Source organism: Pseudoalteromonas apostichopi (assembly GCF_030297135.1).
GTDB lineage: Bacteria > Pseudomonadota > Gammaproteobacteria > Enterobacterales > Alteromonadaceae > Pseudoalteromonas > Pseudoalteromonas apostichopi.
Window position 1 is genome coordinate 1607769 of sequence record NZ_AP028065.1, and the last position, 24336, is coordinate 1632104.

The 24336-nt window shown below is 41.0% G+C and carries 18 protein-coding genes, 1 pseudogene and 1 riboswitch; of the genes and pseudogenes, 8 read left to right on the plus strand and 11 right to left on the minus strand.

The genetic code is table 11. The annotated features are described in order from the left end of the window. Positions 1 to 215: 215 nt before the first annotated feature. A complete protein-coding gene (locus QUE86_RS07205; protein WP_167658259.1) occupies positions 216 to 689 on the plus strand; it encodes a Dps family protein in 474 nt (157 codons plus the stop codon). Between the two features lie 58 nt (positions 690 to 747). On the opposite strand, the gene QUE86_RS07210 is transcribed toward QUE86_RS07205, so the two are convergent. From QUE86_RS07210 to QUE86_RS07230, 5 genes are all read right to left on the minus strand, one after another. Further along, on the minus strand, positions 748 to 1149 hold the full coding sequence (locus QUE86_RS07210; RefSeq protein WP_130050210.1) for a hypothetical protein: 402 nt from the start codon (positions 1147 to 1149) through the stop codon (positions 748 to 750). 67 nt (positions 1150 to 1216) lie between these two features. Further along, complete coding sequence (locus tag QUE86_RS07215; RefSeq protein WP_286260143.1) at positions 1217 to 3295, minus strand: S9 family peptidase; 2079 nt, start codon at positions 3293 to 3295, stop codon at positions 1217 to 1219. Positions 3296 to 3585: 290 nt separating this feature from the next. Next, the gene (locus QUE86_RS07220) at positions 3586 to 4155 is read right to left on the minus strand and encodes a chitin-binding protein (RefSeq protein WP_250661439.1); all 570 of its coding nucleotides are present in this window, start codon (positions 4153 to 4155) and stop codon (positions 3586 to 3588) included. 105 nt (positions 4156 to 4260) lie between these two features. Then, positions 4261 to 4344: riboswitch (cyclic di-GMP riboswitch) on the minus strand. Positions 4345 to 4479: 135 nt separating this feature from the next. Further along, positions 4480 to 7617 carry an efflux RND transporter permease subunit gene (locus QUE86_RS07225; protein ID WP_286260146.1) on the minus strand — a complete coding sequence of 1046 codons (3138 nt, stop codon included), beginning with the start codon at positions 7615 to 7617 and terminating at the stop codon, positions 4480 to 4482. Between the two features lie 9 nt (positions 7618 to 7626). Further along, complete coding sequence (locus QUE86_RS07230) at positions 7627 to 8799, minus strand: efflux RND transporter periplasmic adaptor subunit (protein ID WP_130050206.1); 1173 nt, start codon at positions 8797 to 8799, stop codon at positions 7627 to 7629. A 265-nt stretch (positions 8800 to 9064) separates the two neighbouring features. Between QUE86_RS07230 and QUE86_RS07235 the strand changes: the two genes are divergently transcribed. After that, positions 9065 to 11575, plus strand: coding sequence for a zinc-dependent metalloprotease (locus tag QUE86_RS07235; RefSeq protein ID WP_178926397.1), 2511 nt, complete (start codon positions 9065 to 9067; stop codon positions 11573 to 11575). A gap of 54 nt (positions 11576 to 11629) precedes the next feature. On the opposite strand, the gene QUE86_RS07240 is transcribed toward QUE86_RS07235, so the two are convergent. Beyond that, positions 11630 to 12244 (minus strand): PQ-loop domain-containing transporter, encoded by a 615-nt coding sequence (locus QUE86_RS07240; protein ID WP_130050202.1) that lies wholly within the window; start codon positions 12242 to 12244, stop codon positions 11630 to 11632. Positions 12245 to 12515: 271 nt separating this feature from the next. Between QUE86_RS07240 and QUE86_RS07245 the strand changes: the two genes are divergently transcribed. Then, a complete protein-coding gene (locus QUE86_RS07245; RefSeq protein WP_130050201.1) occupies positions 12516 to 13652 on the plus strand; it encodes a tetratricopeptide repeat protein in 1137 nt (378 codons plus the stop codon). Between the two features lies 1 nt (position 13653). On the opposite strand, the gene QUE86_RS07250 is transcribed toward QUE86_RS07245, so the two are convergent. From QUE86_RS07250 to QUE86_RS07270, 5 genes are all read right to left on the minus strand, one after another. After that, on the minus strand, positions 13654 to 16476 hold the full coding sequence (locus QUE86_RS07250; RefSeq protein ID WP_286260149.1) for a TolB family protein: 2823 nt from the start codon (positions 16474 to 16476) through the stop codon (positions 13654 to 13656). Between the two features lie 85 nt (positions 16477 to 16561). Continuing rightward, positions 16562 to 16804 (minus strand): hypothetical protein, encoded by a 243-nt coding sequence (locus QUE86_RS07255; protein ID WP_286260151.1) that lies wholly within the window; start codon positions 16802 to 16804, stop codon positions 16562 to 16564. Between the two features lie 78 nt (positions 16805 to 16882). Next, entirely contained in the window at positions 16883 to 18415 is a 1533-nt protein-coding gene (locus QUE86_RS07260; protein ID WP_130050198.1) for a PH domain-containing protein, read from the minus strand. Further along, positions 18408 to 18941 carry a PH domain-containing protein gene (locus tag QUE86_RS07265; RefSeq protein WP_286260154.1) on the minus strand — a complete coding sequence of 178 codons (534 nt, stop codon included), beginning with the start codon at positions 18939 to 18941 and terminating at the stop codon, positions 18408 to 18410. The genes QUE86_RS07260 and QUE86_RS07265 overlap by 8 nt, the downstream gene beginning before the upstream one ends. Positions 18942 to 19009: 68 nt before the next feature. After that, on the minus strand, positions 19010 to 19861 hold the full coding sequence (locus tag QUE86_RS07270) for a D-hexose-6-phosphate mutarotase (RefSeq protein ID WP_167658267.1): 852 nt from the start codon (positions 19859 to 19861) through the stop codon (positions 19010 to 19012). 328 nt (positions 19862 to 20189) lie between these two features. Between QUE86_RS07270 and QUE86_RS07275 the strand changes: the two genes are divergently transcribed. The 5 genes and pseudogenes from QUE86_RS07275 to QUE86_RS07295 all read left to right on the plus strand — a co-directional run bounded on the left by QUE86_RS07275 (position 20190) and on the right by QUE86_RS07295 (position 24329). After that, positions 20190 to 20675, plus strand: coding sequence for a MarR family winged helix-turn-helix transcriptional regulator (locus QUE86_RS07275; RefSeq protein WP_130050195.1), 486 nt, complete (start codon positions 20190 to 20192; stop codon positions 20673 to 20675). A gap of 105 nt (positions 20676 to 20780) precedes the next feature. Further along, the gene (locus tag QUE86_RS07280; RefSeq protein WP_130050194.1) at positions 20781 to 22100 is read left to right on the plus strand and encodes a porin; all 1320 of its coding nucleotides are present in this window, start codon (positions 20781 to 20783) and stop codon (positions 22098 to 22100) included. Positions 22101 to 22610: 510 nt separating this feature from the next. Then, a pseudogene (locus tag QUE86_RS07285) lies at positions 22611 to 23000 on the plus strand (YbaN family protein); the annotation flags it as partial. Positions 23001 to 23196: 196 nt separating this feature from the next. Continuing rightward, a complete protein-coding gene (locus QUE86_RS07290) occupies positions 23197 to 23829 on the plus strand; it encodes a PepSY-associated TM helix domain-containing protein (protein ID WP_286260159.1) in 633 nt (210 codons plus the stop codon). Next, the gene (locus tag QUE86_RS07295; protein ID WP_286260161.1) at positions 23829 to 24329 is read left to right on the plus strand and encodes a DUF2271 domain-containing protein; all 501 of its coding nucleotides are present in this window, start codon (positions 23829 to 23831) and stop codon (positions 24327 to 24329) included. The genes QUE86_RS07290 and QUE86_RS07295 overlap by 1 nt, the downstream gene beginning before the upstream one ends. Positions 24330 to 24336: the final 7 nt, after the last annotated feature.

The following is a 24336-nucleotide window of genomic DNA, read 5'->3' on the forward strand; positions in this document are numbered from 1 at the left end:
TTAAATAAGGTAGATTTTTTGCTCAGTTGCCCCAAGTCTATATAAAAGTAATTCAAAGTTATGTTGATAGTGCATAAATGGACAAAACAAACCTTTGATAGTTAAAACCTATCACTGTGTTCGAATTAAACCATTTTACAGATTAATCAAGATGACTAATACTTAACGTCAAGCACTAGCAAGTTAACACTTAACGGTTTTTTAAGGAGCAATCTATGTCACAGGTAAATGCAATTGGTTTAAACAGCGCAAAAAGTGAAGACATCGTAAATTCACTAAACTCTTTACTAAGCTGCTACCAAATTCAATATATGAACGCACGCGGCTTTCATTGGAATATCAAAGGTCGTAACTTTTTTGAATTACACCTTAAATTTGAAGAAATTTATAACTTACTACTTGAGAAAGTAGATGAAATTGCAGAGCGTATTTTAACTTTAGGTGGTACACCTGTACATGCATTCTCTGAGTACATCGAAGATAGCAAGATTAGTGAAGCAAAAAACATCACTGAAGGCACTGCTGCAGTAGAAAATCTATTAGCAGGTTACAGCACGCTTATCCAAATGCAGCGTGAAATTTTAGCACAAGCAGGTGATGCAGACGACGAAGGTACAGCATCATTAATGGGAGATTACATCAAAGAACAAGAGAAACTTGTTTGGATGCTAAAAGCTTACCTTGATTAATATTCAGAATTGACACGAAAAAGCCCTCAAATGAGGGCTTTTTTATATTCAGAAGGTATTACTTTAACCACTTTCTTAAATTATCGTACTCGGGTCTTGCTTGAAAAAAGCTTTCAGCATCTGGGTGAAAATTAATATCCATCTCTACACCTGACCAAACGGTTTCTAACAAATTGCGAGCAATAATATTTGCTTTAATATAGTCAACACGTTTGTAACCCCGCGCTTTTACAGCCTGAAAGTAAGCCCTTGCAATCTCAATACTATCAGCAGTCGCTAATTCAAATTGCTCCAAATTAACCACGGCATACTGAATTGAATGTTCAGGGTATTTCATGATTTCTTGACCAACTTCGATACTAAATGAAGCAACAGCTTCTTTGTTAAAGCTGCCACTAATTTCCACATAAATCACCGGCGGCTCAACAAAATAACGCCAATCACCATGGGCTTTAAACATGCTCACCCCTTTGAAATACAACTTAAGTTTTATGCTTATAACATCTATTCACTTATTTATCTAAGTCTTAATTTGGTAATAAAGCAATAAAAAATGCCATTTCTAATGCCTTTTCTTCAAGACTTTTAAAGCGACCCGATGCACCACCATGACCTGCATCCATGTCGGTTTTGAACACCAAGATGTTGTCATCGGTTTTAAATTCACGCAGCTTTGCGACCCACTTCATTGGCTCCCAATATTGTACTTGAGAGTCATGGAATCCGGTGGTGACGAGAATATTAGGATAAGCCTGGGGCTCGATATTATCGTAGGGCGAATAGGCTTTAATCACATCATAAAACGCCGGGTCATTTGGATCCCCCCACTCGTCATACTCATTCGTTGTAAGTGGAATACTCTCATCAAGCATAGTGGTTAACACATCTAAAAATGGCACATGGCAACCTATCCCTAAATAAAGCTCAGGCGCTTGGTTGACCACAGCTCCCATTAGCAAACCACCAGCACTACCGCCCGATGCAAATACTTTATGCGGATGTGCATAGCCTTGCTCAGTAAGCGCACGAGTAACATCAATAAAGTCACTAAAGCTATTTTGCTTATGTTGCTTCTTTCCTTGCTCATACCAATGGCGACCTAGCATTTCTCCACCACGAATATGGGCAATCGCATAAACAAAGCCACGGTCTAGTAAGCTTAATGAGCTACTTGAAAAGCTAGGATCAATGGTAATACCGTAGGCACCATAGCCATACTGTAACAGCGGGTTCGTGCCATTTTTATTAAATTGATCAATACGGTAAACCAATGACACTGGCACTTGCTCGCCATCTCTTGCTCTAACCATTAAACGTTCTGAGCGATAATGCTCTGGGTTAAAATCCCCAAGCACTTGCTGTTGTTTTAATAAGGTTTTGTTTCCTGTTTTTAAATCAACATCATACAAAGAGCCCGGTGTTGTTAAGCTTGAATAATAAATACGTGCAGAGCTCACATTCGGCTCAGGGTTCATTGCAATTGCAGCATAATAACAAGGGTCATCAAACTCTAACGTTAAGCGCTGAGCATGCTGATTGACCACCACAAAACGTGTTTGACCTAGCTCTCGTTCTGTAAGAATAAGGAAATTATCAAAAATCTCGACCCCTTCTAACAACACGTTTTCACGATGTGGAGTATGCTCTTGCCAACGCGTTTTATCGGCAATAGTGCTTTGCGTTGCAGTCATTAAGCGAAAGTTTTTCGCTTGCCAGTTCGTCACAATATAGAAGGTATCACCCAGTTTATCGACATCAAATTCATGGCCTTCTTCGCGTGGCATTAATGCGCTGAATTCACGCTCTGGGTTATTAGCGTCAAGCACCCACATATCATTTGTTTCTGTGGTCGCAAGATCAATAATAATTAGGCTTTCATCACGGCTTTTTCCTAGTCCCATAAAGAAGCTTTTATCTTGCTCTTCGTATACAAGTACGTCATTTGCTTGTGGCGTACCTAAAACATGGCGGTAAACTTGAAAACCCAACAGGGTTTGTAAGTCCTTTTTCACATAAAAAACTGTTTTATTATCATTAGCCCACACCACTTGACCTTCGGTATTTTCGAGAACATCGCTAAACATTTCACCACTGGCGATATTTTTAAAACGCACAGTATAAATACGGCGGCCCTCAGTATCTTCAGAATAGGCAAGTAGCTGCTCGTCAGGGCTAATTGCAACCTCGCCTAGTTCATAAAATTCGTAGTCAGCGGCTAATTGGTTTACATCTAACAATAACTGCTTATCACGCGCTTCAATTGAACTGCTGCGATAATGACGTGCATATTCATCATCGCCACGTACTTCTGAGTGATACCAATATTTGCCATCTTTCACGGGTACCGTGTTGTCATCTTTTACAATACGGCCTTTTAACTCATTGAATAACTGCTCACGAAGTGGTTTTATGTCGGCTAGTTGCTTATCGCAATAGTCATTTTCAGCATTTAAATGCGCTAATACATCTGTATTTTCACGTTCATCATCACGCATCCAATAATAATTATCGGTGCGCGTCAGTTGGTGAGTAGTTAATTGGTGTGGCTGTTTTTTTGCAACAGGAGGGTGCGCTAATAAAGACAAAGAATACGAATTTGACGACACAAGAAAAAACCAAAATAAAAAACGAATTGCTGGCAGTTTACCACAGAACTATACCAATCAGCTTAATTAAGTAGTCTATTTTGAGGCAATAAAACCTCGTTGATAACAAGGCAAAAATTTCGTTATTTAGTTGTTCTAAATGAGAAATTTTTAACGCAGTTAGCGGCAGGTTTAATCCCTCAAAATGATTAAGTATTATTGCGGGTTGGTATTAAAAAAGCCCACTCAAATTGAGTGGGCTAAGCAATGCTAAAATAGCATTTAGGGGGAAACTTTTAATGCGCTACTTGCTAATGCGATACTTGTTGCCAAGCCATAGCCCAGCTTTTTCCTACACCCGGTTCAAATAGCGGATTGTGTGAATCTTTAACACGACAAAACTCGCTAAATGGCCATGGTTTACACATATAAATATGGCCTGTTTTGGGCTGTAGAACTTTAACACCCGCACTGTAATCGCTGCATGCTTGTGGGTATACATAGTCGTAATCTTGTAGACTATCTTGCACTCGCTCTTTACATTTTGCGATGCAATTAAACGCCACTTTCACATGCGTAATGCCCGAGCCTTCAAGGGCATAAATTTGGTTTGAACGGTACGCAACCACTAAACCTTGTTCAGTCATTTTGCCCGCTTTTACTAGCGGAATATGCACGTTTATATGCTCAGCAACAGAACGTGGCCAATTATGAGGCTCACCCTGATCGGAACTGCTGATCGGGTATTCGAATGATAAATCGACTAGCTCTCCTTGCATGTCATAAAAGGTCACAATCACCCTATCACCAACAAACAGTTGGGTATGATGATTCAAGCAACCAATCGGCAACCACTTCCCGGAGGCCATTGACGTATGCATAAACAAAATATCACCCTAAGAACAACTAATAGGTATTATCCAACAACCGAACAAAAAATACTTTTAGTTTGAGGCAAGTGAACCAAAGCACTAGATTATGTGCTTATCAGCGGCCCCGCTATCATAGTATAAAACCTTAGACCGGAAACTTTGCGTCCTAACCTTTCAGTTAGTTTGCCAAAAACAAGATTGAGTATAATCGTGACCGAATCACAAATCAAACAAAAGAATGTAACCAAACATCTTATATAGCAAATAGTTACTAGAAATGCATGAGATACAAAAAAGCCAACCGCTTGGTTGGCTTTTAAACTGATGAGACTTTTAATCTCTTGCTAGATTTCTTCTGGTCACTACTCTGTGGCCTGCACGGAATATATTCAAGAAGCCATTACCTATATCACTCATAACAATATACAAACAAGGTACTAGTACTAAAGTGATTAGGGTTGCAAACATAACCGCAAAACCAAGTGCGACAGCCATCGGAATTACAAATTTAGCTTGCAGACTAGTTTCGAACATAATTGGTAAGACACCGGCAAAGGTTGTAATTGAAGTCAGGGTGATTGCCCTAAAACGCGCACAACCTGCTTCAATAACCGCTTGGCGAGTTGAAATACCTTCGCGGCGTGCTTGGTTCACAAAGTCGGTCATAACTAACGAGTCATTAATTACAACACCCGCTGCAGCAATCAAGCCAAAGCCTGACATCAAGCTAATATCTAAGCCAAACCAGAAGTGCCCCCAAATAGCACCAGTTAAGCTAAATGGAATAACCGACATAACAATAAGAGGTTGTGAATAGCTTTTAAGCGGCACTGCAAGCAAGATATACACTAAAATCATACCGCCTATGAAGAACATGATTTGCTCGTTAGCTTGCGCTTGTTGTTCTTCAATAGAACCACCTAGCTCAGTTTTAACTGATGGGTATTCTTCTTTTAACTGCGGTAATAAGTTCTCATCAACTTGCTTAACAACTTCACCCGGTTCAATCGCTTCTTCATCGATACTGCCGTAGATATACACAGTACGATAGCCACCTTCACGGCGAATATAGCTAATACCAGGTTTTTCGTTCAGTTCAACAACATCACCTAGCATCACCTCTTGGCCGGCTGGCGTTGTAATCACGGCATGCTTTAATGATGCAAACGCTTCACGGGTTAGTTTAGGGTAACGAACCATGACACGCACTTCTTCGCCGCGACGAATAACACGTTGTGCTTCACCACCATAGAAGCTTGCGCCTACTTGGTTAGCAATGTTGGCAAGGTCTAAACCTAGATCGTATGCCACAGGTTTTAAGCTTAATTGTACTTCTTTGCTCGCCGGATCGATGGTCGAACTAATATCAAACAAGCCTTTTTGCTGTTGTAATAGTTGGATAAAACGACGACCAGCATCATTTAAGGTATCGATATCTGGGCCGTACAGTAAATAACCAAACTCACCATCCATACCACCACCATTCACGTCATCGTAAATTTGCAGTGATTTCACGCCAGGGATACTTGGCATTTGTTCACGCCAACGACGAGATAATTCAAACGCGTTGTACGGACGCAACTCTTCGTCTACCAACGGAGCAAGTAACTGTGCTTCAGTACGACCTTGGTTGAACACTAAGATATCGCGAATAAGCTTTTGACCAAATTCTCGCTCTGTCTCTTGATCTACTTTTTGCACCATGGCTTCTATGTCACGAATAGCATTGATTGTTTGTATATCAGATGCATTTTCATTCATTTCTAGGCGAATTTGCGGGAAGTCATGAGGTACTTTTGGTGTTGGCACCACTCGCACTTGGTTTGATGAAATTAAGCCAAACGTCAAAATCAATAAACCGATAAATGCAAATAGAACAAACCAACGCCACTCTACACAAAGCTCAATAAAACGTTTATATGGACCATTAACAAAGCTAAAGAAACGTTTGTTAAAACGAGCTCGCCAGCTATTGGGGTTAATTGGTGGAAACTTAGTATGAGCAATGTGAGCGGGTAAAATAAGTTTCGATTCAATCAAACTAAATACTAGGCACAAAATTACCACAACCGCGATACCGAAGAAGAATGCGCTCTCTGGTCCACTTGATAATGTAAATGGTGCGAATACGGCAATTGTTGTTAAAACACCAAATGTTGCCGGGGTAGCAACACGCTTTGCGCCATTTACCACGTTCACAACACCACCGCCTTTTTTCTCAATTTCGGTATAGGCGCTCTCTCCTATTACTATGGCATCGTCGACCACGATCCCGAGTACCATAATAAAGGCAAATAACGACACGATATTAATACTGATACCAAATAATGGCATCATCATCATTGCACCTAAGAAACACACAGGTAAACCAATCATTACCCAAAGTGCTAGCTTAAAGCGTAAAAAGATAGACAACATAATGGCAACCAAGATAGCACCTTGAATTAGGTTGGTTTTCATCATGTCTAAACGTGCGTTAAGGTAGTAGGTCATGTCCATTAATGGCTCTAGACGTAGACCCGCTGGTAACTCTTTATTCTTTTGTTCGATAAACGCTTTAACCGAATCAGCAACCGGGATCATATTTTGTTCTTTGGTTGCTTTTACTGATAAATAAACGGCATTTTCACCATTAAATTTAAAGTAACGCTCACCTTCAATGAATTGGTCTTTGATTACAGCAATATCGTTTAAAAGCACTTTAGCGCCATTAGCACCAATTTTTACTGGGATCTGGCGGAACTCATCACCGTTATAATATTGGTTTTCAACGCGCACCGAGATAATACCTGCGTCAGTACGTAATTGACCTGCTGAAATATTAGCAGAGTAACGACGCACAGCACTGGCCACATCACTCAGTGTAAGGTTGTATTGACGCAGAGAGTCAGGATCGATTTCTATCGCAATTTCATCGAGTGGTACATCATTTTGTACAAGTGATACATTTGATAATTGCAGTAATTCATCTTCAATTCTGTTTGCAACTGGCTTTAGCTCAGTAAGCGGAATATCACCAACGAGCGTCATACCGATCACGTCCTGGCGAAATTCAACCTGGCTGATGGTGACAGGCTCCATTCCCGCAGGGAAAGTAGCAATACTGTCTACACGTAGTTTCACTTTATCGAGAACATCAGTAAGTTCTGCGTCCGTGTTGATCTCTAAACTCGCACGGCCACTATTTCGAAACGAGCGATATACACCACGCTTAATCTCGGTAACGTCTTTTAGTGACTCTTCAATTTTGATCAGAATACTTTCTTCAATTTCCTGTGGCGAAGCACCCGGATAATTGGCCTGTACTTCAATATAGTTAATTTCAACATTCGGGAACATCTGGCGTTGAATAGTGAAATAACTAATAATCCCCATGATGATGATAAACACCATCATTAAGTTCGCAGCGACCGAGTTATTGGCAAAATAGGCAATAAGGCCAGACTGTTTTTCTGTGTTTGTATCAGTCATAATGCTACCTTAAAGCTTTTCAACCGCTGCAGTTTCTGCATCGCTTGTCATTTCTTTCATACCAGCAATCTTCACTTCCATACCCTCTTGAGGATACTCAGGTAAAGTAAGAACCAACTGGTCATTCACTTCAAGGCCATCACTAATATAAAAGTACTCACCTTCTTCACGCACTACGGTTACTTTGCGTGGTTCAAGTTTATTCTCATCGTTAACAATCCACACTGTTTGGTTGTTCACCAAAGACTGAGGTAAACGGTAGATGTTTTGTAACGTTGCACCAGCAAAGTTAACTTGTACGTAAGCACCAAATTTAATTGGTTGCACGTCGTGCTTTAAGCCATATGGGTCATCAACACGAACTACTAGGTTGCTCATACGAGTCGCGTTATCAACAACACCTAAGTCACGATCAATTTCAGCTTCACGAGTAAAGCTGTTTAATCCTTTATTGATAATGGTCGCTTTTACGCCTTTTAAGCGTTTTGGTAAAAATACACTATCGAAGCCAGCGATTGGTACGATGATTTCTGCGCTTTCAATATTATTAATTTCAGCAACTTGGCTGCCCACATTAATGTATTGACCGACACCTATTTCACGGCTAATCACAAGTGCATCATAAGGTGCTTTCACTTCGCAGCGAGCAAGGTCACGCTCGGCACGTTTTAATGCAGCTTGCGCTGATTTAACAGCGGCTTGCGCGCTTAACACTTGAGGTTTACGTAGGAATAAGTCAGTGCGCTCACGTTCTGGGTAACGTCTTGCTTCATCTTCTGCTACTTTAGCTTGTGCTTGCTCTTCAATCAGTGCCGCTTGAGCACTGGCAAGTGCTGCTTCAGCTTGTAGTACAGCCGCTTCGTAGTTATCTTTTTCGATGGTGAATAACACTTCACCGCGAGCTACGATACCACCAGCAACAAAGTTTGGATGCCAGCTCGTTACTTCACCTGCCACTTGCGAGGCAATCAAAGTACTTTCTAGCGGTTTAACTTCGCCGTAACTGTTAATGATCACTTGATGATCATCGCTTGCTACTGGCTCAACCTGCACCAAAGGACGCACATCAACTACATCCTTGTCTTTAGGCTCTTGAGCAATAGCGTTGATTGCCATAAAACCAGCAACACCAACAATTAATGCAACAAATGGTAAGATCCATTTTAATAAACTTGTGCGCATAACTTACACCTATAATATTTTAACTGGCTCTATCATACCAAAGCTGACAGAAACATTAATGCGACATTTGTAAGGAACTGTTACAAAAACGGTTAAATAAAAAATATAAATCAGAAAAATGACTTAAGAACAATTTGTTACAAACAAAACAAAAGAAATATCAAAAGCTTACAACCATACTTTCACACTTGTTAACAAATGACCTTTTATCAAAGAGTTAATTCATTAAACTTGATTGAGAAATAATTAAAGGAACGAGTTAACAATGAAAATAACAAACATTGCGCTGGCACTAAGCCTAGCACTTGCCATGAATGGCCACGCAGCCGAAGCTAAAAAAGAAGAAAAAAAGCCAAAGACGCTGGCTGAAATGATCAAAGATAAAAGCGAGTTTGCTGGTGTTTTCAGCATTTACCAAGATGCGAAAACGGGCGACAACTTAATGGTGATCGACCAATCACAACTAGATACCCCGTTTGTGTATTTTGCTCACACGGTCGATGGTGTTACTGATGCAGGTCACTTCAGAGGGGCATACCGCGAGACAAAGCTCATTGAGTTTCGTAAGTATTTTGACCGTATCGACATTATTAGCAAAACGCCACGCTATAAATTTGATGAAAGCTCTGCCCTAGCACGCTCTGCTGATGCCAATATTAGCGAAGCTGTACTTGCTAGTATCAAAATTGAAAAAGAAGAAGATGGTAAAATCGCATTTAATGTTGATAAGCTATTTTTAAGTGAAGCACTTCATAAAGTGTCACCTTGGTCGAACCCAAAAGATAAAAATGCCAGCAAACGCTTTAAACTTGGTAAATTAGATGACAAAAAATCACGAATTGTTAAGCAACGACCTTATCCAAATAATCTAGATGTTGTGGTTGATTACGTATTTTCTAATGCCAACCCAACAGTACGAGGTTCAAACGCCGTAAGCGATCCTCGTAATGTTTCAATTAAAGTACAGCATTCATTTGTCGCGTTACCAAAAAATGATTATCAAGCTCGCCAAGATGACGCGCGTATTGGTTATTTCACTAACGAATTCGACAATATGACATCCGCTGATTGGGCACCTTATGAAGATGTAATCAAACGCTGGGACTTACAAAAGAAAGACCCAACAGCGGCACTTTCTGAGCCAGTTAAACCTATTACTTGGTGGATTGAAAATACCACGCCAGTTGAGTGGCGAGACACTATTCGTGATGCAGTGCTCGCGTGGAATAGCTCATTTGAAAAAGCGGGCTTTAAAAACGCCATTGAAGTAAAAGTACAACCTGATGACGCTGATTGGGATGCAGGCGATATTAACTACAACGTATTACGTTGGACTGCATCACCACGCCCACCATTTGGCGGTTATGGTCCTGCCCTTGCGAACCCATTAACCGGTGAAATCTTAGGTTCTGACATCATGTTAGAGTATGTTTTCATGAAAAACCGTTGGATGTACGACACCTTATATACCCAAGGTGCAGCCACGCTTGAAACTAGCCAAAGCAGCACAGAATTACATTGCTCACTAGGTCACAGCATTCAAGAAAACATGTTACTTGCAAAAGGCTTAGGCACAGGTGCAAGCATTGAAGACAAAGAGATTTTACGTCAAGGTTTAACTCAGCTTGTTTTACACGAAGTGGGTCATACCCTTGGTCTTAACCACAATATGAAATCATCTATCTTGTGGGATGAAAAAGAAGTTCACGATAAGAGTAAAACTCAAGGTATCGTAACTGGGTCAGTTATGGACTATGCCCCAGCAAATATCGCCCCTATTGGCATGCAGCAAGGTGATATCTTCCAAACAAAACCAGGCCCTTATGATGATTGGGCAATTGAATATGGCTATAGCCAAGCTTTAGCTGATAAAGCCGCTGAGCAGCAGCGCCTTGAAAAAATTCTCGCTCGCTCATCAGAGCATGCTTTAGCTTTTGGTAATGATGCTGATGATATGCGTGCCCCAGGCCGCCATATCGACCCACGTGTAATGATTGGTGATATGTCATCTAATCCGGCCGCTTATGCTGATGATCGCATGGAGCTTATCAATAAGTTGTTTACTGAGCTTAAAGACAAAGCCACTGTTAATGGTGAGTCATACCAACAGCTTGTTACCTCCGCGAACATTTTATTTAGAAGCTACAGAACACAAGCCGGCGTAGTATCTCGTCAAATTGGTGGTGTTTATGTAGAACGTAATGTGGTGGGCGATGACAAAAATGGCGCACCATTTACGCCAGTGCCACTTGAGCGCCAGCAACATGCAATGCAAGTGTTAGCCGACAAAGTATTCTCGCCTAATGTACTTGCTAACATGCAACCGCTTTATAACTACCTGCTACAGCAACGTCGTGGTTTTAATCATTACGGTAAAAATGAAGACCCTAAACCACATGGCATGATTTTAGGCATGCAAAAGCTGGTACTGGCTCAGTTATTACACCCGGCTGTAATGCTGCGAATTTCAGACAGTGCAATGTATGGCAACGAGTACTCACTTAATCAATTTATGAATGACTTAACGGCAAGCATTTTTGTAGATAGCAAAAAAGCAAATACTCTAAGTCACAATCTACAAGTTGAATATGTGAATCAGCTAATCGCGATTGCTGGTTTAGGTAAAGCGAGTAAGCACGACAACCTAGCCAAAGCTGCCGCGCTTTATCAGTTAAATCAAATTGCTGATATGAGCGTGCCATGGGGTGCAGACACCGCAGCAAAAGCGCATAAGCAATATATCGATCGCTTAATTAGTAAAGCCCTCGAAGCATAAGTAAAACAACATAAAAAAGGCTGCCAATTGGCAGCCTTTTGTTTTTTAGGTAATTTAAGCCATTGCTGGGCGCGACTTATAATACTGAATACAACCTAATTGAGCGGCATTAGTTAGTAAAATCATTACAAAGGTCAGTATGTGAGACACGCTCGGTGTGGCCATTGAAAGCTCGGCAGCGAGGCCGCAGCTACCTGCAACAAATTGCAGACTAAAATAACGAGCACTTAAATTACTAATATTACCGCTTTTGATGGTTTTATAAGTTTGCGGCATAACACGAATAGAGCTCATCACTAAACCCACATAGGTTAGCCAGTTCAGCACCGTTGCTGTTTCATAATGAGGGTTAAGCAACAAACTAAAAGGCACGACCGACATGGCTAATAACCCGGCTAGTTGCATACGTTGCTTTCGCGCAGCATTGTAACGAACAAAGTAATAAAGAATCACACCACTTAGCATGCCTGTTACAACAAACGGCATGGCCATGTAAAAACGCTGGAAATACAGGTTAAAGGTGATGAAATACAAGCTTTGCGCGACACCAAAGCTCATCATTAACAGCGAAACGCCCGACACACTGCGATTTTTACGGATCTTATTTAAAAGCGGATAAAAGCTAAACGCCAAAATAAAGCATGAAATAATCGGCAAAAAGTGCGCCAAAACAGACCTCTCTCGTTACAATTTAGTTAATAAGTTAGCAGTTTATAAATCGCCCATAAAATCAAGGTAAATATTTGTTTTTTAAGCAATTTAAAAGAGTGCGGCATTGTAATGAGAGAATATTAGAATGCAATTAAGAATAAAAAATAAACAACAGTCTATTGGCAAGATATCCATACAGGCTGTTTAGAACTGATGACATTAATTACTAACTTGAATAATCAAAGTTAACTGGGTAAATTGATTAAATAGCACTCAATAGGGTAAAGCCATGAAGTCAGTTTTATATGCACTTGTTTTGAGTGCCTTTTTAGTTGGATGTAAGAGTACGAAACAACCTACGCCACCGCCTAGTGTGGGCAGCTTACTTAACGCCGCACATTTTACCCAAGTTGAACTAAGCGACCCTGAGCTATTTACACTCCCTGCGGATGAGCAAAAACGTTTTCTTGATTATTTTACCAAACGTCAAGGTGGTGATTTTAGAGATGACCAAATCCTTTATCACTATTTAGAAAAGAAGCTCACCAATTTTAATTACTTTAGTGCCACACTCAATGCCCAGCAGACTCTTCAAGGTCATCAAGGTAACTGTATTAGCTTGGCAATTTTGACCCATGCATATGCTCAACTAGCAGGACTTCAAACGGGCTTTCAAGCGGTCTCAAGTGAGCCTGTTTATAGCAAACAAAATAACATAGTGTATGTGTCAGGGCACTTTCGCACCAAAGTCTACGCCCCTTTAAATGAGGACGATAATTACTTGGTGCCGCCAGGTACTGTCATTGATTACTTTCCTGCTCGCGGCAGTTTTTACTCTGGCCGAGCTGAGTTAAAAGACTTAATTAGCCGTTATTACAGCAACTTGGCTGCAAAAGCATTGGCCTTGCAACAATTCGATTTAAGCTACAGCTATATATTAAAAGCCAATGAATACACCCCAAATGCTGCATCACTTTATAATCTAGCTGCCGTATTACATCGTCAATCGGGTGATTTAGCTGGAGCAAAACATATTTATCAAACAGCAATGCAGTATGGCTTTAGCGATACGAATTTACTACATAATTACGCAGTTCTGGCCGAGCAACTTAATGATCAGGTTTTGGCAGAGCAACTCAATTCACAGTTAGCGATGCTTGAACAAGATCCATTCGAGTTACTGGCAACGGCAATTAACGCCCGTAACAATGGTAAGCTTTACAAGGCAAAACAACAGCTCGAAGACGCGATTGCATTAGCCCCTTATTTATCTGAACCCTATATAGAGTTAGCGATTATTAGTTATCAGCAAGGAAATGAACAAAGCAGTAAAGAATGGCTAGAAAAAGCCATTGAGATAGAAAATAAAGACGAAAAGCTAGCGCTATACCACGCCAAGCTTTTCGCCTTAAAAGACCAACACTAGGCTATAACGAGTAATAGAAGCTTAGCCAAGCCCGTAAATCATTTTCAAAGTCGTCGCCTTCTACCCGGGCGACGCCAAAATCAAGGTTTACATCGTTCAAACCTGCAGGCCCCATACCAAAGCTAAAGTCTCCTCGCCATTTTAGCCCGTAACTTTGTGCATAAACTCGGTTATCGACTTGATGCTGTTGGTAGTAAAGCCAAGGTAATGAATCTTTGTAACTAATACCCCCGCCATAGCCTTTATAGCGGTTACCTAATTGGCTAATAAACGGCAGCTCAGGGGCAACAACAAAGCCGCTTTGCGTGTCTTTATTAATTAAGTTTGACTCATATCCTCCAAGCGTAAGGTTACTGTCATCGCGATATTGCTGAGCAAAATTAACATAAACAGGAATATCAAAGGCATAACCGCTCAATACTGTGGCAAAGTTATAGCCCTGCCAATTATTCGAGTCAGCATCACCGGATAGCCACTCGGCACTTACAGACTGAGCAAAACCATATCGTTGTCTGTCATGTTGCCATTTTTGTTCAAGTCCAAACTTTAACCATTGATCATCACCTTTACTAAAATCACTGTAGTTATAGCTCAAACTCGGTGTAATACTGAACTGCTGAAACTGCAACGGGTAGCTCATGGCAAAATGTGCCCCTGTATTACTTATGTTCAGCGACGTTTGTGAATGGTACTGTTTTGCTGATTCGAGGTCGTAATCAAATAGCAGCGCTTTAAATTTTAAATCAAACGCAGAATACTTAGCGGTCGCGAACATCCCTTCTAGTGCTTTGTCATGTAAATCAGCACTATAGCCGGCTTGTAAATCGAGCTGTTTCAAGAAATCACTACTTTTCAGGCCAAGGGTAAGAAGCGATGATGAAGCCGAATAATACTGAGATGCCAACGAAAAGGTTGGTTTTTGCTGCCATATATCATAATTGATTGGCTCAGTTGGGCTTTGCGGGTAGATTTTCGCCTCAGGTAATACTTCGCTCGTTACCTGTCCTCGCGGTGGCGCTGCACTTTTAGCAAATTCAACAACCTCTAATCCTTGTGGTTGCTCAGCAAAATGCTTGATATTCGGCCCTTGTGCAGTGATCGATAAATACAAAAGTTCACCATTATGCATTGCCATTGGGTGCGCAACAGCTTCTTGGCCTTGTGTTAATTGGCGTAGTGAATTGCTATTAAGATCATAATGATACAAATCGAGAGCTTTATTTTTACCCGCGACAAAATAAATCCCTTTGCCATCTGCTTGCCAATTAGGTTGTGACACATATTGATAGCCTGCGGGCATAGGCACAGCAAGTGATTGCTGAGAGCTCACATCTTGTATATACAACTGCCAATTGGCATTCAATGTCGCTTTTAAATAAGCAAGTTGAGTTTTATTAGGGCTTAGTAATGGGTAGTCATAAACCGTTTCTAGGCTTTTCTCAAATAAAGGCGTAGCGACACCCGTATTGAGGTCAAGGCGCACTAGCTCAGAGAAGCCATGCTTAGTTTGCTCAGCATAAACAGTTTGCCCGTTATCACTGATACTAAAGCGGCGAAGCCCTGCATGATGCGTTAATGCGCTCACTTTTCCTGTGTCGATATCATAGCGGTATAGATCAGAAATACCTTGAATGGAGCCTTTAGCAACGGTTGTTGTGGCTGTGAAAAACAGTGTATTTTCATCTAACCACTGCGGGTTTTTTATACCCTGCCTATTAATTTGGTGAAGCACGTGTTTTTGCTTACGCTTAAAAACACTGGGGGCTTGATCAGCAATATCGACGGGATCATCATCAAGTAACGCTTGTTGCTGCTTTGCAAAATCATCGGCAGCCTGTTGATTGTCACCAGTACTGTAAATAACTAAACGCGTTTCACCATCTTTGTTTCGCTCAACGATGGCAAGCTTACTGTTATCTAAACTTAAAACAGGGTTCGAAGCATAAAATTCAAGCTCTAACCAAAGCTTGCTTGTAAGTGCTTGCTCACTCACTTCTTTAGCCATTGCTTTATAGGTATACTCGGCAATAAAACGACGATAGAGACGCTCAGGAGAATTACCAAATACACCGCTGAAGGCTTCATTAAAATCACGCGATTTAACTGCTTGCATACGCGTCCAAACTGCATCAAGGGTTTGCGGTGAATGATTCTCTTCAAGCCAAGCAAGAAAGCGAGAGCCTATTAAATAAGCCATTGAGCCAGCTAAAAAACCGCCTTCGGTACTATTTAACTGGCTATATCGGGGCAATGCACCCTGCTGTGCAAATTCAACTAGTATTGCCTCTGATAGATTATCGTATAAACGGCCTCGGCCTGTCATTTTCGACTCAAGTAAGGTTGCATATCCTTCTGCAGCCCAGCGCGGCATGTCACTTTCGATTAAATCATAAATATCCCAACTATCGCGAATAGCTTGGCGCAAATCGCTACGAGTCGGTTGAGCAAGGTGAACTAAATGAATATATTCGTGCAAAATCAATAACTGCTGCCAGCTATCGGTGTTAGAAATCACGGTGTCAGATTGCGGAGGCGTTGTAAACAAGGCCATTAAAGGCTTATTCGTCACCGGCAAAGCGAACCCATTAGAAGCATTAAACGGGTCGAAAACCAGCACATCGACCACTTCATCAAGGGCACGGTTTTGCTGCTTTAATACCTTATCGCGAACAATTTCAAGCTCTGTAGCAGCAGAGCGTGCCCATTGTTGATTCTCAGTACTAAAATGCACGTTAAAGTGTTCAGTATGAATAGTTTGCCAAGTCTCTTGGCTTGAGGCATGGCCAGCGGCAAGTAACGCCACTGATAACAGAGCTTTTTTCATCACAATCCTTGATTAGCAAGTTGCTTAATTTAAGAATTAGTATGCGATGCTTTTTTAAAAGGCTGAAGTTAAAAAGTGTAAGAAATTACTCGATTTTAATCGGGCGAACCAAGTCTAACAATTGATAAATAATAAAAATAGTCACGGCAAACATCAGGCTGCTTCTTAATGCACCGATCCCCGCGATGACTAAAGCTGCGGTTACAAGTAACGCTATTACTGTAACAGCGACACTCACACACAAGCCTTTACACTCTTGCTGAGAACGTGCATAAAACAATAAGGCAACAACACCTGAAATAGCTAAAATAGGTAGAAAATAAATCATTGAGCACCGTAGTTATTAACGTTGCGTTAGTATACCTCAATAACAATACGAATCAACGGTATTGATAATTATTTTCATTTAGAACCAGTTACGCTCGACACCTTCGATTTCATATAGCGCAAAATCAGTAAACCGCTCAGCCAACTCAGCTTTTAAGTAAGGCATTGATACTGAACCAGAAGCCAGTTGTATATACAAGCTCTTAAGCTGCGATCTTCGCATTAAGTAAGTACTAGTTGTTGTGACGCTTTGCGCTTTGTAGATTTCAAAAACACGATATTGAACACCCAACATGCCCGTTTTAAATACAGCGAAGAAACGACCGTCGTGTTGATACATTGCCATACCGGTTTTTTGATAACTTAAAAACACACCGAGCATCAAAGTTAGTCCAACCGCAACACTCCAAAGCATCGTAGCAGCATCAAATAAGCTATTGAGAATTAGTGCTGAAAGTATGGTTGGCAACATAACATATAAAAGCGTATTTTTATAAAGTAAAGCCCGCTCAGGCTTAATAAAGTTAAGCGCCGTTAAATCAACAAACCAAGGAAATAACCAACGACACACAACTTGTATTTGCTCTTTAGTTAATACCGGCATTACTAAAGTTTGTTTACTTTTATGTGCGGCAACCCCTGCGGCCATACCGCCACTACTCACTTGCGGGCAAATTAAGGTAAAGCGATTAAGTAGCCGAGCAATAATATTTTGTTTAATTTGCACACTTTGAATTTTCGAAACACTTATCGAGAGTTGCTGACGCTCAAATAAACCAGCTACACGCTTAAATTTATCATCCTGAAAATAGAGCTGAAAATTAAAAAAGCGCACTAAAGCCATAACAACAGACAGTAAAATGGCACACAAAACAATTGTGATAACCATAATTAACACGGCTATTGCAGCAGCACTACCAACAAAGGCAGCTTGCTCATTCAGTATGGCCTCTAGGCGATTTATAATGGTTTTTTCGAGATACTCAAAAATCACATTCATAAATGGGGCAAGTGCAGCCAATGCTAAAATTGCCATGTTCGACATCAAACCAAATTTAGCAATTTCACCATTGCTGATCGTTAAGCTTTGCTGCTTGTCTGTTGCTTCACTCTGCTCAATAGGCTGCAGATCTTCTTGTTGTAACTGAGCTTTAAATGCCATGACTTGTTCGCGCACTTGCTCGGCATAGCTAAGCTTTACTCCCGGGATCACAGCTTCTTGAGCACTACTCCCAGCTGCATCAAAAATACAATTAACTAAATTAACCGGCTGAAAATAAAAAGGCTCAGCAATATTTACGTTTTGCACTCGAGCAAACTTTAAGGTTAATCGCTCTTTTTTAAACACTCCTTTATTTAGCAGTATTTCGTTGTCATCAGTAATTCGGTATTTAAAATTACGGTAATAAGCAAAGGCATACAGCACTAAAACTACAGAGGCTGCGGCAACTGCTATTTGCCCCCAAAACAGCTTTTGCTCAACTTGCGTGACAAATAACACTAAAATTGGCAGTAAGTTAAGTAAGCCATCTTTTATAAAGCGCAGTGCAAAATGAACAATAAAATACAGTAGTGCCCATGGCGACACGCGTTGCCATTGTTGATTACTCATCGGCAAGCTCATTATCTTGAGTTGTTGTATTATCACCATAACTTTGCACGAACTGTCGGACATCATTACATTGTTCGTCAGTTAAACCACTGATATGTAAATCAGCACTCATGCCACCGGCACTGTAGAGTCTAAGTGTTGCCAAGCCTAACTTTCGTTCAATTGGACCGCGATGAATTTCGGTGTGTTGCACGCGAGAAATAGGTAATAAGGTGATTTGTTGCCAAATTAAACCTCGCTTAAAAGCGATATCGTGCTCTCTTACTGCAACTCCTTTGGCGCGTATACTGTAGAGGTTGTAAACCATTGATAGGATTACCAGCAATGGCAAAGCCAGCAGCCAAGGTGTAGCAATAGCTTCGCTAACGGCTGGATTAAAATGCCTTACAGCTATAATCACAGCCATGAGAGGCACATAAAACAGCAACCAATTTAGTTGTACATGCCATATCGCATTATCTGCAAGTGGTTGGAATTGAATAGTTTGATGCTTTGGGAGGGTTTCTATTTGTTGATTACTAAACACGGTAATTCCTTGTAAAGGCCAGCGGTGCCGACCTTACGTGCTAACACTGAGTTGTTATATGTTATAAATTATACCCAGCGTAGTTTTGTTGCAAGTGTGTGGCTTGCTCCAGGTGCAAGTTCAACACTGTCATCAAGGACATTAGCCGCTTCTAAACACAGCATTACGTGGTATTCGTCATCAGCAAAATTAGAAAGGCGTTTTGATTTATCAATCCAAGGATTCCAAAGCACACACGATGTTGAGTTTTCGCGTCCCACTTCAATAATGCCATCAGGCGTGATGATACGCTGAGTATCTTTCGCTTCGGTGTAAACCATGTCTGTTTCACGAGCGAACGACACTAATTCATTCTGCTCAAATGGACCTTCAGCAAATTCAATGTATTTCGCACCTTGCAAACCATCCACTTTTGTTTCTTCAATTGCAGGTGTTGGGAAATACGTGTGCAGTGCTTGAGTAAACTGTACAGTTTGATTATCTAAGTTAGTGGTTGTTAAACGCAGTTCTAAACTAGAGGTTAATATAAACTCAGCTAACAACTTAGTTTTGTAAGGCCAATACTTTTCATCAACTTGCGTCATCGGCAGCGACAAACTGATATAAATAGAATCGTCTTGCTCTTTCACTTCTTCTGCGCGCCACAAACTTGTGCGAGCAACACCATGAGCAGGCCATCCTTCATTTTGGCTTACTCCGAACCATGGCCAACAAATCGGAATACCACCTCGCACACCTTTGCCTTCTTGGTAATCTTCTAGTTCAGAGACCCATAATAATGGCTTTTTATTGGTTGGCGTGAACTCAGTGATCTGCGCACCTTGCAGAAAAATAGTTGCGCTACAAAACTCACTAGCAACTTTAATAAATTCAAGCCCGGTTTCACTTTGCTCAATCGTAACTGATGGCGATAACTTCATAATTCGTCCCATTTAATGAAAGAAAAATCCACCATACCCAATGCAGTGGCTATTAGTAAATAATATTTAGTTATTTGTATGAATTGTTTTACTACAAAGTGATGATGTCACCTCGAGTAGCATTTTAAGTATTAACAACAATTACTCCATCTAATTTTTAAACTTTACCTTTTAATTTCTACTCTAATTAATCATCAAACACGATAATAAGCATTATCGCCGAAAATTATAAGCTACATAGTTATTATTTATTTGAACTCAATTTATTAGATGTGTAATATTTCGCGATTGCGGTTGCCTCATGCCGCCTTTTTTAAGAGACAGAAACATGCAAAAGTATGACGAGTTATTAGTGTCGCTGCGTAAAGTGATCAGAGCCATCGACCTTCATTCAAAACAGCTCAACAAAACCTCAGGCCTAACCGGCCCACAATTACTTATCATGAATGAGGTTGCACAAACCGATGGTATTACCGCCAGCCGCATCGCACAAAATGTAAACTTAAGCCCGGCTACGGTTACCAATATATTAGATCGTATAGAAAACCGTAATCTGATCACTCGTGTGCGTAGCCAATTAGACAAGCGTCGAGTTAGTTTGCATCTAACAGAAGCGGGAGAACAGCTACTAGAGCAAGCACCTCAACCATTGCAAGAGCACTTCATCGAAAAGTTCTCAGCACTAGAAGAGTGGGAGCAAAGTTTACTACTATCATCAATGCAACGCATTGCTGCAATGATGGATGCGGATCAACTCGATGCTTCACCGCTGCTTGAGGTTGGCGCAATCACCAAGACATTAGAAGCACAGTAAAAATTAAAACTGATTGATTAATATTAATTTTCTGTGTCTAGGCTTGGGTTCAGCCTGAATATCAACTATTCTTAACAGTACCCATTCCAACACTAGCGAAAATTCATGCTTAAACTATCAAAGTTAGCCCTTGCTATAGCCTTGGGCACAACTTCAAGTCTTAGTCAGGCATCTGAAATTGATGACCTTCAAGAACAACTGCAATTACTGAAACAGCAAATGCAGCAACTGCAAAGCAAACTTGATGCTGCCGAAGCAAAATCGCAGCAACAAGCCGAGAAACAAGCGCAAATTGATGCACAAGTAGCAAAACAACAAAAGCAACTTGAGCAGCAAACAGCGGCCGTAGAAGCACCTAAAAAAGAATCTGGCATTAAAGTCGGTGGGGCTGTACGTACCAACTTCAGCCATACGTCGTATAACGATGGCAATAAAAACCGCGGTGGTGACTTCGATTTTGACATCTTCAGGCTAAATTTTGCAGGCGATGTCGGTGATGTACAGCTTAACGCTGAGATCCGTTTTTTCGATTACATGACCGCAGTTAAGTATGCCTATGCAGCCTATGACTTTGCCGAAGACTGGCAGGTGCAGGCAGGTATTACCAAAGTGCCTTTTGGTAACTGGCCTTATAACTCACACAACTACTTCTTTGGCACCACTTATTATATTGGTCTTGAAGATGACCATGACCTGGGTGTGCTATTCAAACGCAAAATTGCTGACAACTGGCAAATTGACCTTGGCTTTTTCAAAAATGATGAACTAGGTGGCGTTGACGGCTATGTGGACGACAGAAGCGACCGTTACTCATACGACGTAGTGGGTTTCCGCTCTGCAGGTGAAGGTGTATACGCCGAACCAACCAATGCGATTGGTGAGTACAACACCTTCTCTGGTCGTTATGGTTATCACTTTGAGCATGATGGCGGCACCACCGAGCTAGGTGTTTCAGCCTTATCTGGCGGCTTACATGATGGTGAAGATAAAGCTGGCGACTACTACGCTTGGGCTGTGCACTTAAACAGCACAATTGGTCCATGGAATTTCCAACTTCAGCATGGTGAATATAACTACGATATCGACAACGTCGATCGCATGGCTGTTGGCGCTTATGCTTTTTACGATAGTATCGCTGCAGAAGCGACCATGACTAATGCCAACATTGCTTACAGCCTTCCTGTAGAATGGGGTCCGGTAACAAACCTACAGTTTTACAATGACTACGGCATTATTTATGACAAGTCAGACAACAGCGAAGATACATGGATGAATGTAACCGGTGTATCTGTTGCTGCAGGCGGCTTATTCACTTACTTTGATTTTGTACAAGCGAAAAACCAACCATTCGTTGGTGGTTCAATTGCTGGCGACAGCGATGAGACTGAAACCCGCTTCAATATCAATATAGGTTATTATTTCTAATAGTAATATACCCGCTTAATTTAGCGAGCTATTTAGAGGCAAGGAGATGTTCTCCTTGCCTTTCTTTACTTTACTCAAAAACTCACAATAATTTCACGATCTTCTTAGCTTGAGTAATAACTAGCTTAATTTATACCTTACTCCTTGATAGCCACTATGCTCATATTTCAGGTCCGTTCTGTACCTTTGCAAGCACGTTTTTCTGGCTATACAAATGTAAATCATTATTATATTGCGCCATTCTAAACATGGTTTATTGACAAAAGCTGTATGTAATTGAAGGATCGCAATTTTCTGCACTACATTAGGCAAAGAAGTTGAAGCTGAGCTAAAGTTAAATAATCAATGTGGTGCAAGCTACCTTGCTAAAGCCAGTGTGTACAAAAAGGGCTGTCAACTAAGTCATCTTATTGATAGCCTTGAGCTCTGTGAACAGCAACAAGCCACTTTGATAGAGGGTGGCGAGCAAGCACTGCAACGATTTAAGTTTTATCAGGCCCAACTTTATTGATGAATGTGAAAGCGGCGTTTACCGCCTATAGAAATGGCTGCTATCAATTACTCGGGTTATTGATGGTGGGTTTAGGTATCATAGGTATTGCATTACCTGTGATGCCTACAACTATCTTTTTTATACTAGCATTGGCGTGCTTTACCCGCTCATCACCTAAGCTCTCTGCCTGGCTGCTACACCATCCAAGGTACGGCCAGCCTTTAAGGTTTTGGCAAGAATATAAGGTCGTTCCTACTCGCGCTAAGTTCTTAGCTGGTTTGGGCATGGCTATCGGGTATGCTTTTTTACTACAAAGTGCCGCGCCAATTTGGGTTATGTATTTGGTGGCGGTGATTGAATTAAGCGTTTTAGCCTATTTAATTAACCGCCCATCAGCGCCAAATAAACCAACCCTAATTCAAGTTAATATAACCACACACACCCGCTTAATGTTACTTGCTTGTTTTCTCAGCTCGCAACTTGCGGTAATGGCTTATCTTGCTATTCATTTCTAACGCAAAGAAATGTAAAGAACGTAAACTTGCTTGTTATCACTAATGCAAATCATTATCATATGCGTATAACAAACAAATACACCTAATTATGTTTTCTTTAAATAAACGCAGCTTTTATAGTGTAAGCCGCGCCTTACATATATACCTTTCAACTGCCCTATTCTTTTTACTTATTTTATTTTGTGTCAGCGGCATTATTCTGAATCACGTTAGTTGGCTCGAAAATGATAAACATAATGGTCAGAACCAACTACTTGTTTCTGCAAAGTTATTCGAAAAAGCACAAGCTAATCTCGACACGTTACCGAGCCTATACCCTGAAATAGAACAGTACATGCAGCAGCAATTTTCACTTAGTAATGTAAAAAGTATTGAGTGGGAAAAAGAAGATGCTTTGGTGATGCTCGACTATCCGCTGCCAGCAGGCTTTGCTTACGCCGAAATCGATTTTCAAACGGGCGAGCTCAATATTGATTATCAAACCGGCGGCTTTATGAGTCTGATTGGCGACCTACACAAAGGCCGCCATACAGGTAAAGCATGGAGCTGGGTCATTGATATCTCGGCTGTTTTGATGATTCTGTTTGCCATCACCGGATTAATTATTCTCTTTCAAAACCGTAAAAAACGGGCCGCAGGCCTTTGGTTAACGCTTCTTGGTGTTGCCACGCCTTTGGTCATTTATCTAGTTTGGGTGCCTCAACTTAAAGGAGTATCTTAATGAAAAAAGCCCACTTAATCGCAGCTCTACTAATTGGCTGTTTATTCAGCCCACTGAGCTTTGCAAAAGATCCCAACCTCACCGTTGAATTTACCTTACCTGAGCTAGATGTTTCTCCATATCATCGCCCTTACGTGGCGCTATGGCTAGAAACACCTGAACGTAAACACGTTACCACTATTGCACTTTGGGTCGAAAAAGCTGAATGGTTTAAAGACTTACGTCAGTGGTGGCGAAAAGCAGGTCGTAGCAACGACAGCTTTGATGGTGTAACAGGTGCAACAAAACGCCCAGGCACTTACACCATTGAGTGGCAAGGTAAAGATTTAAAAGGTAATCCAGTTAAACCTGGTAGCTACCTGCTTAATGTTGAAGTTGTACGTGAGGAAGGTGGCCGAGATTACACCCGCGTTGAAATCGACTTAACGAAAGACGGCAAAGTCACAATTAAAGGCGAAAAAGAGTTCGCGACTAGCTTTGTTACCATTACCAGTAATTAAGGACAAA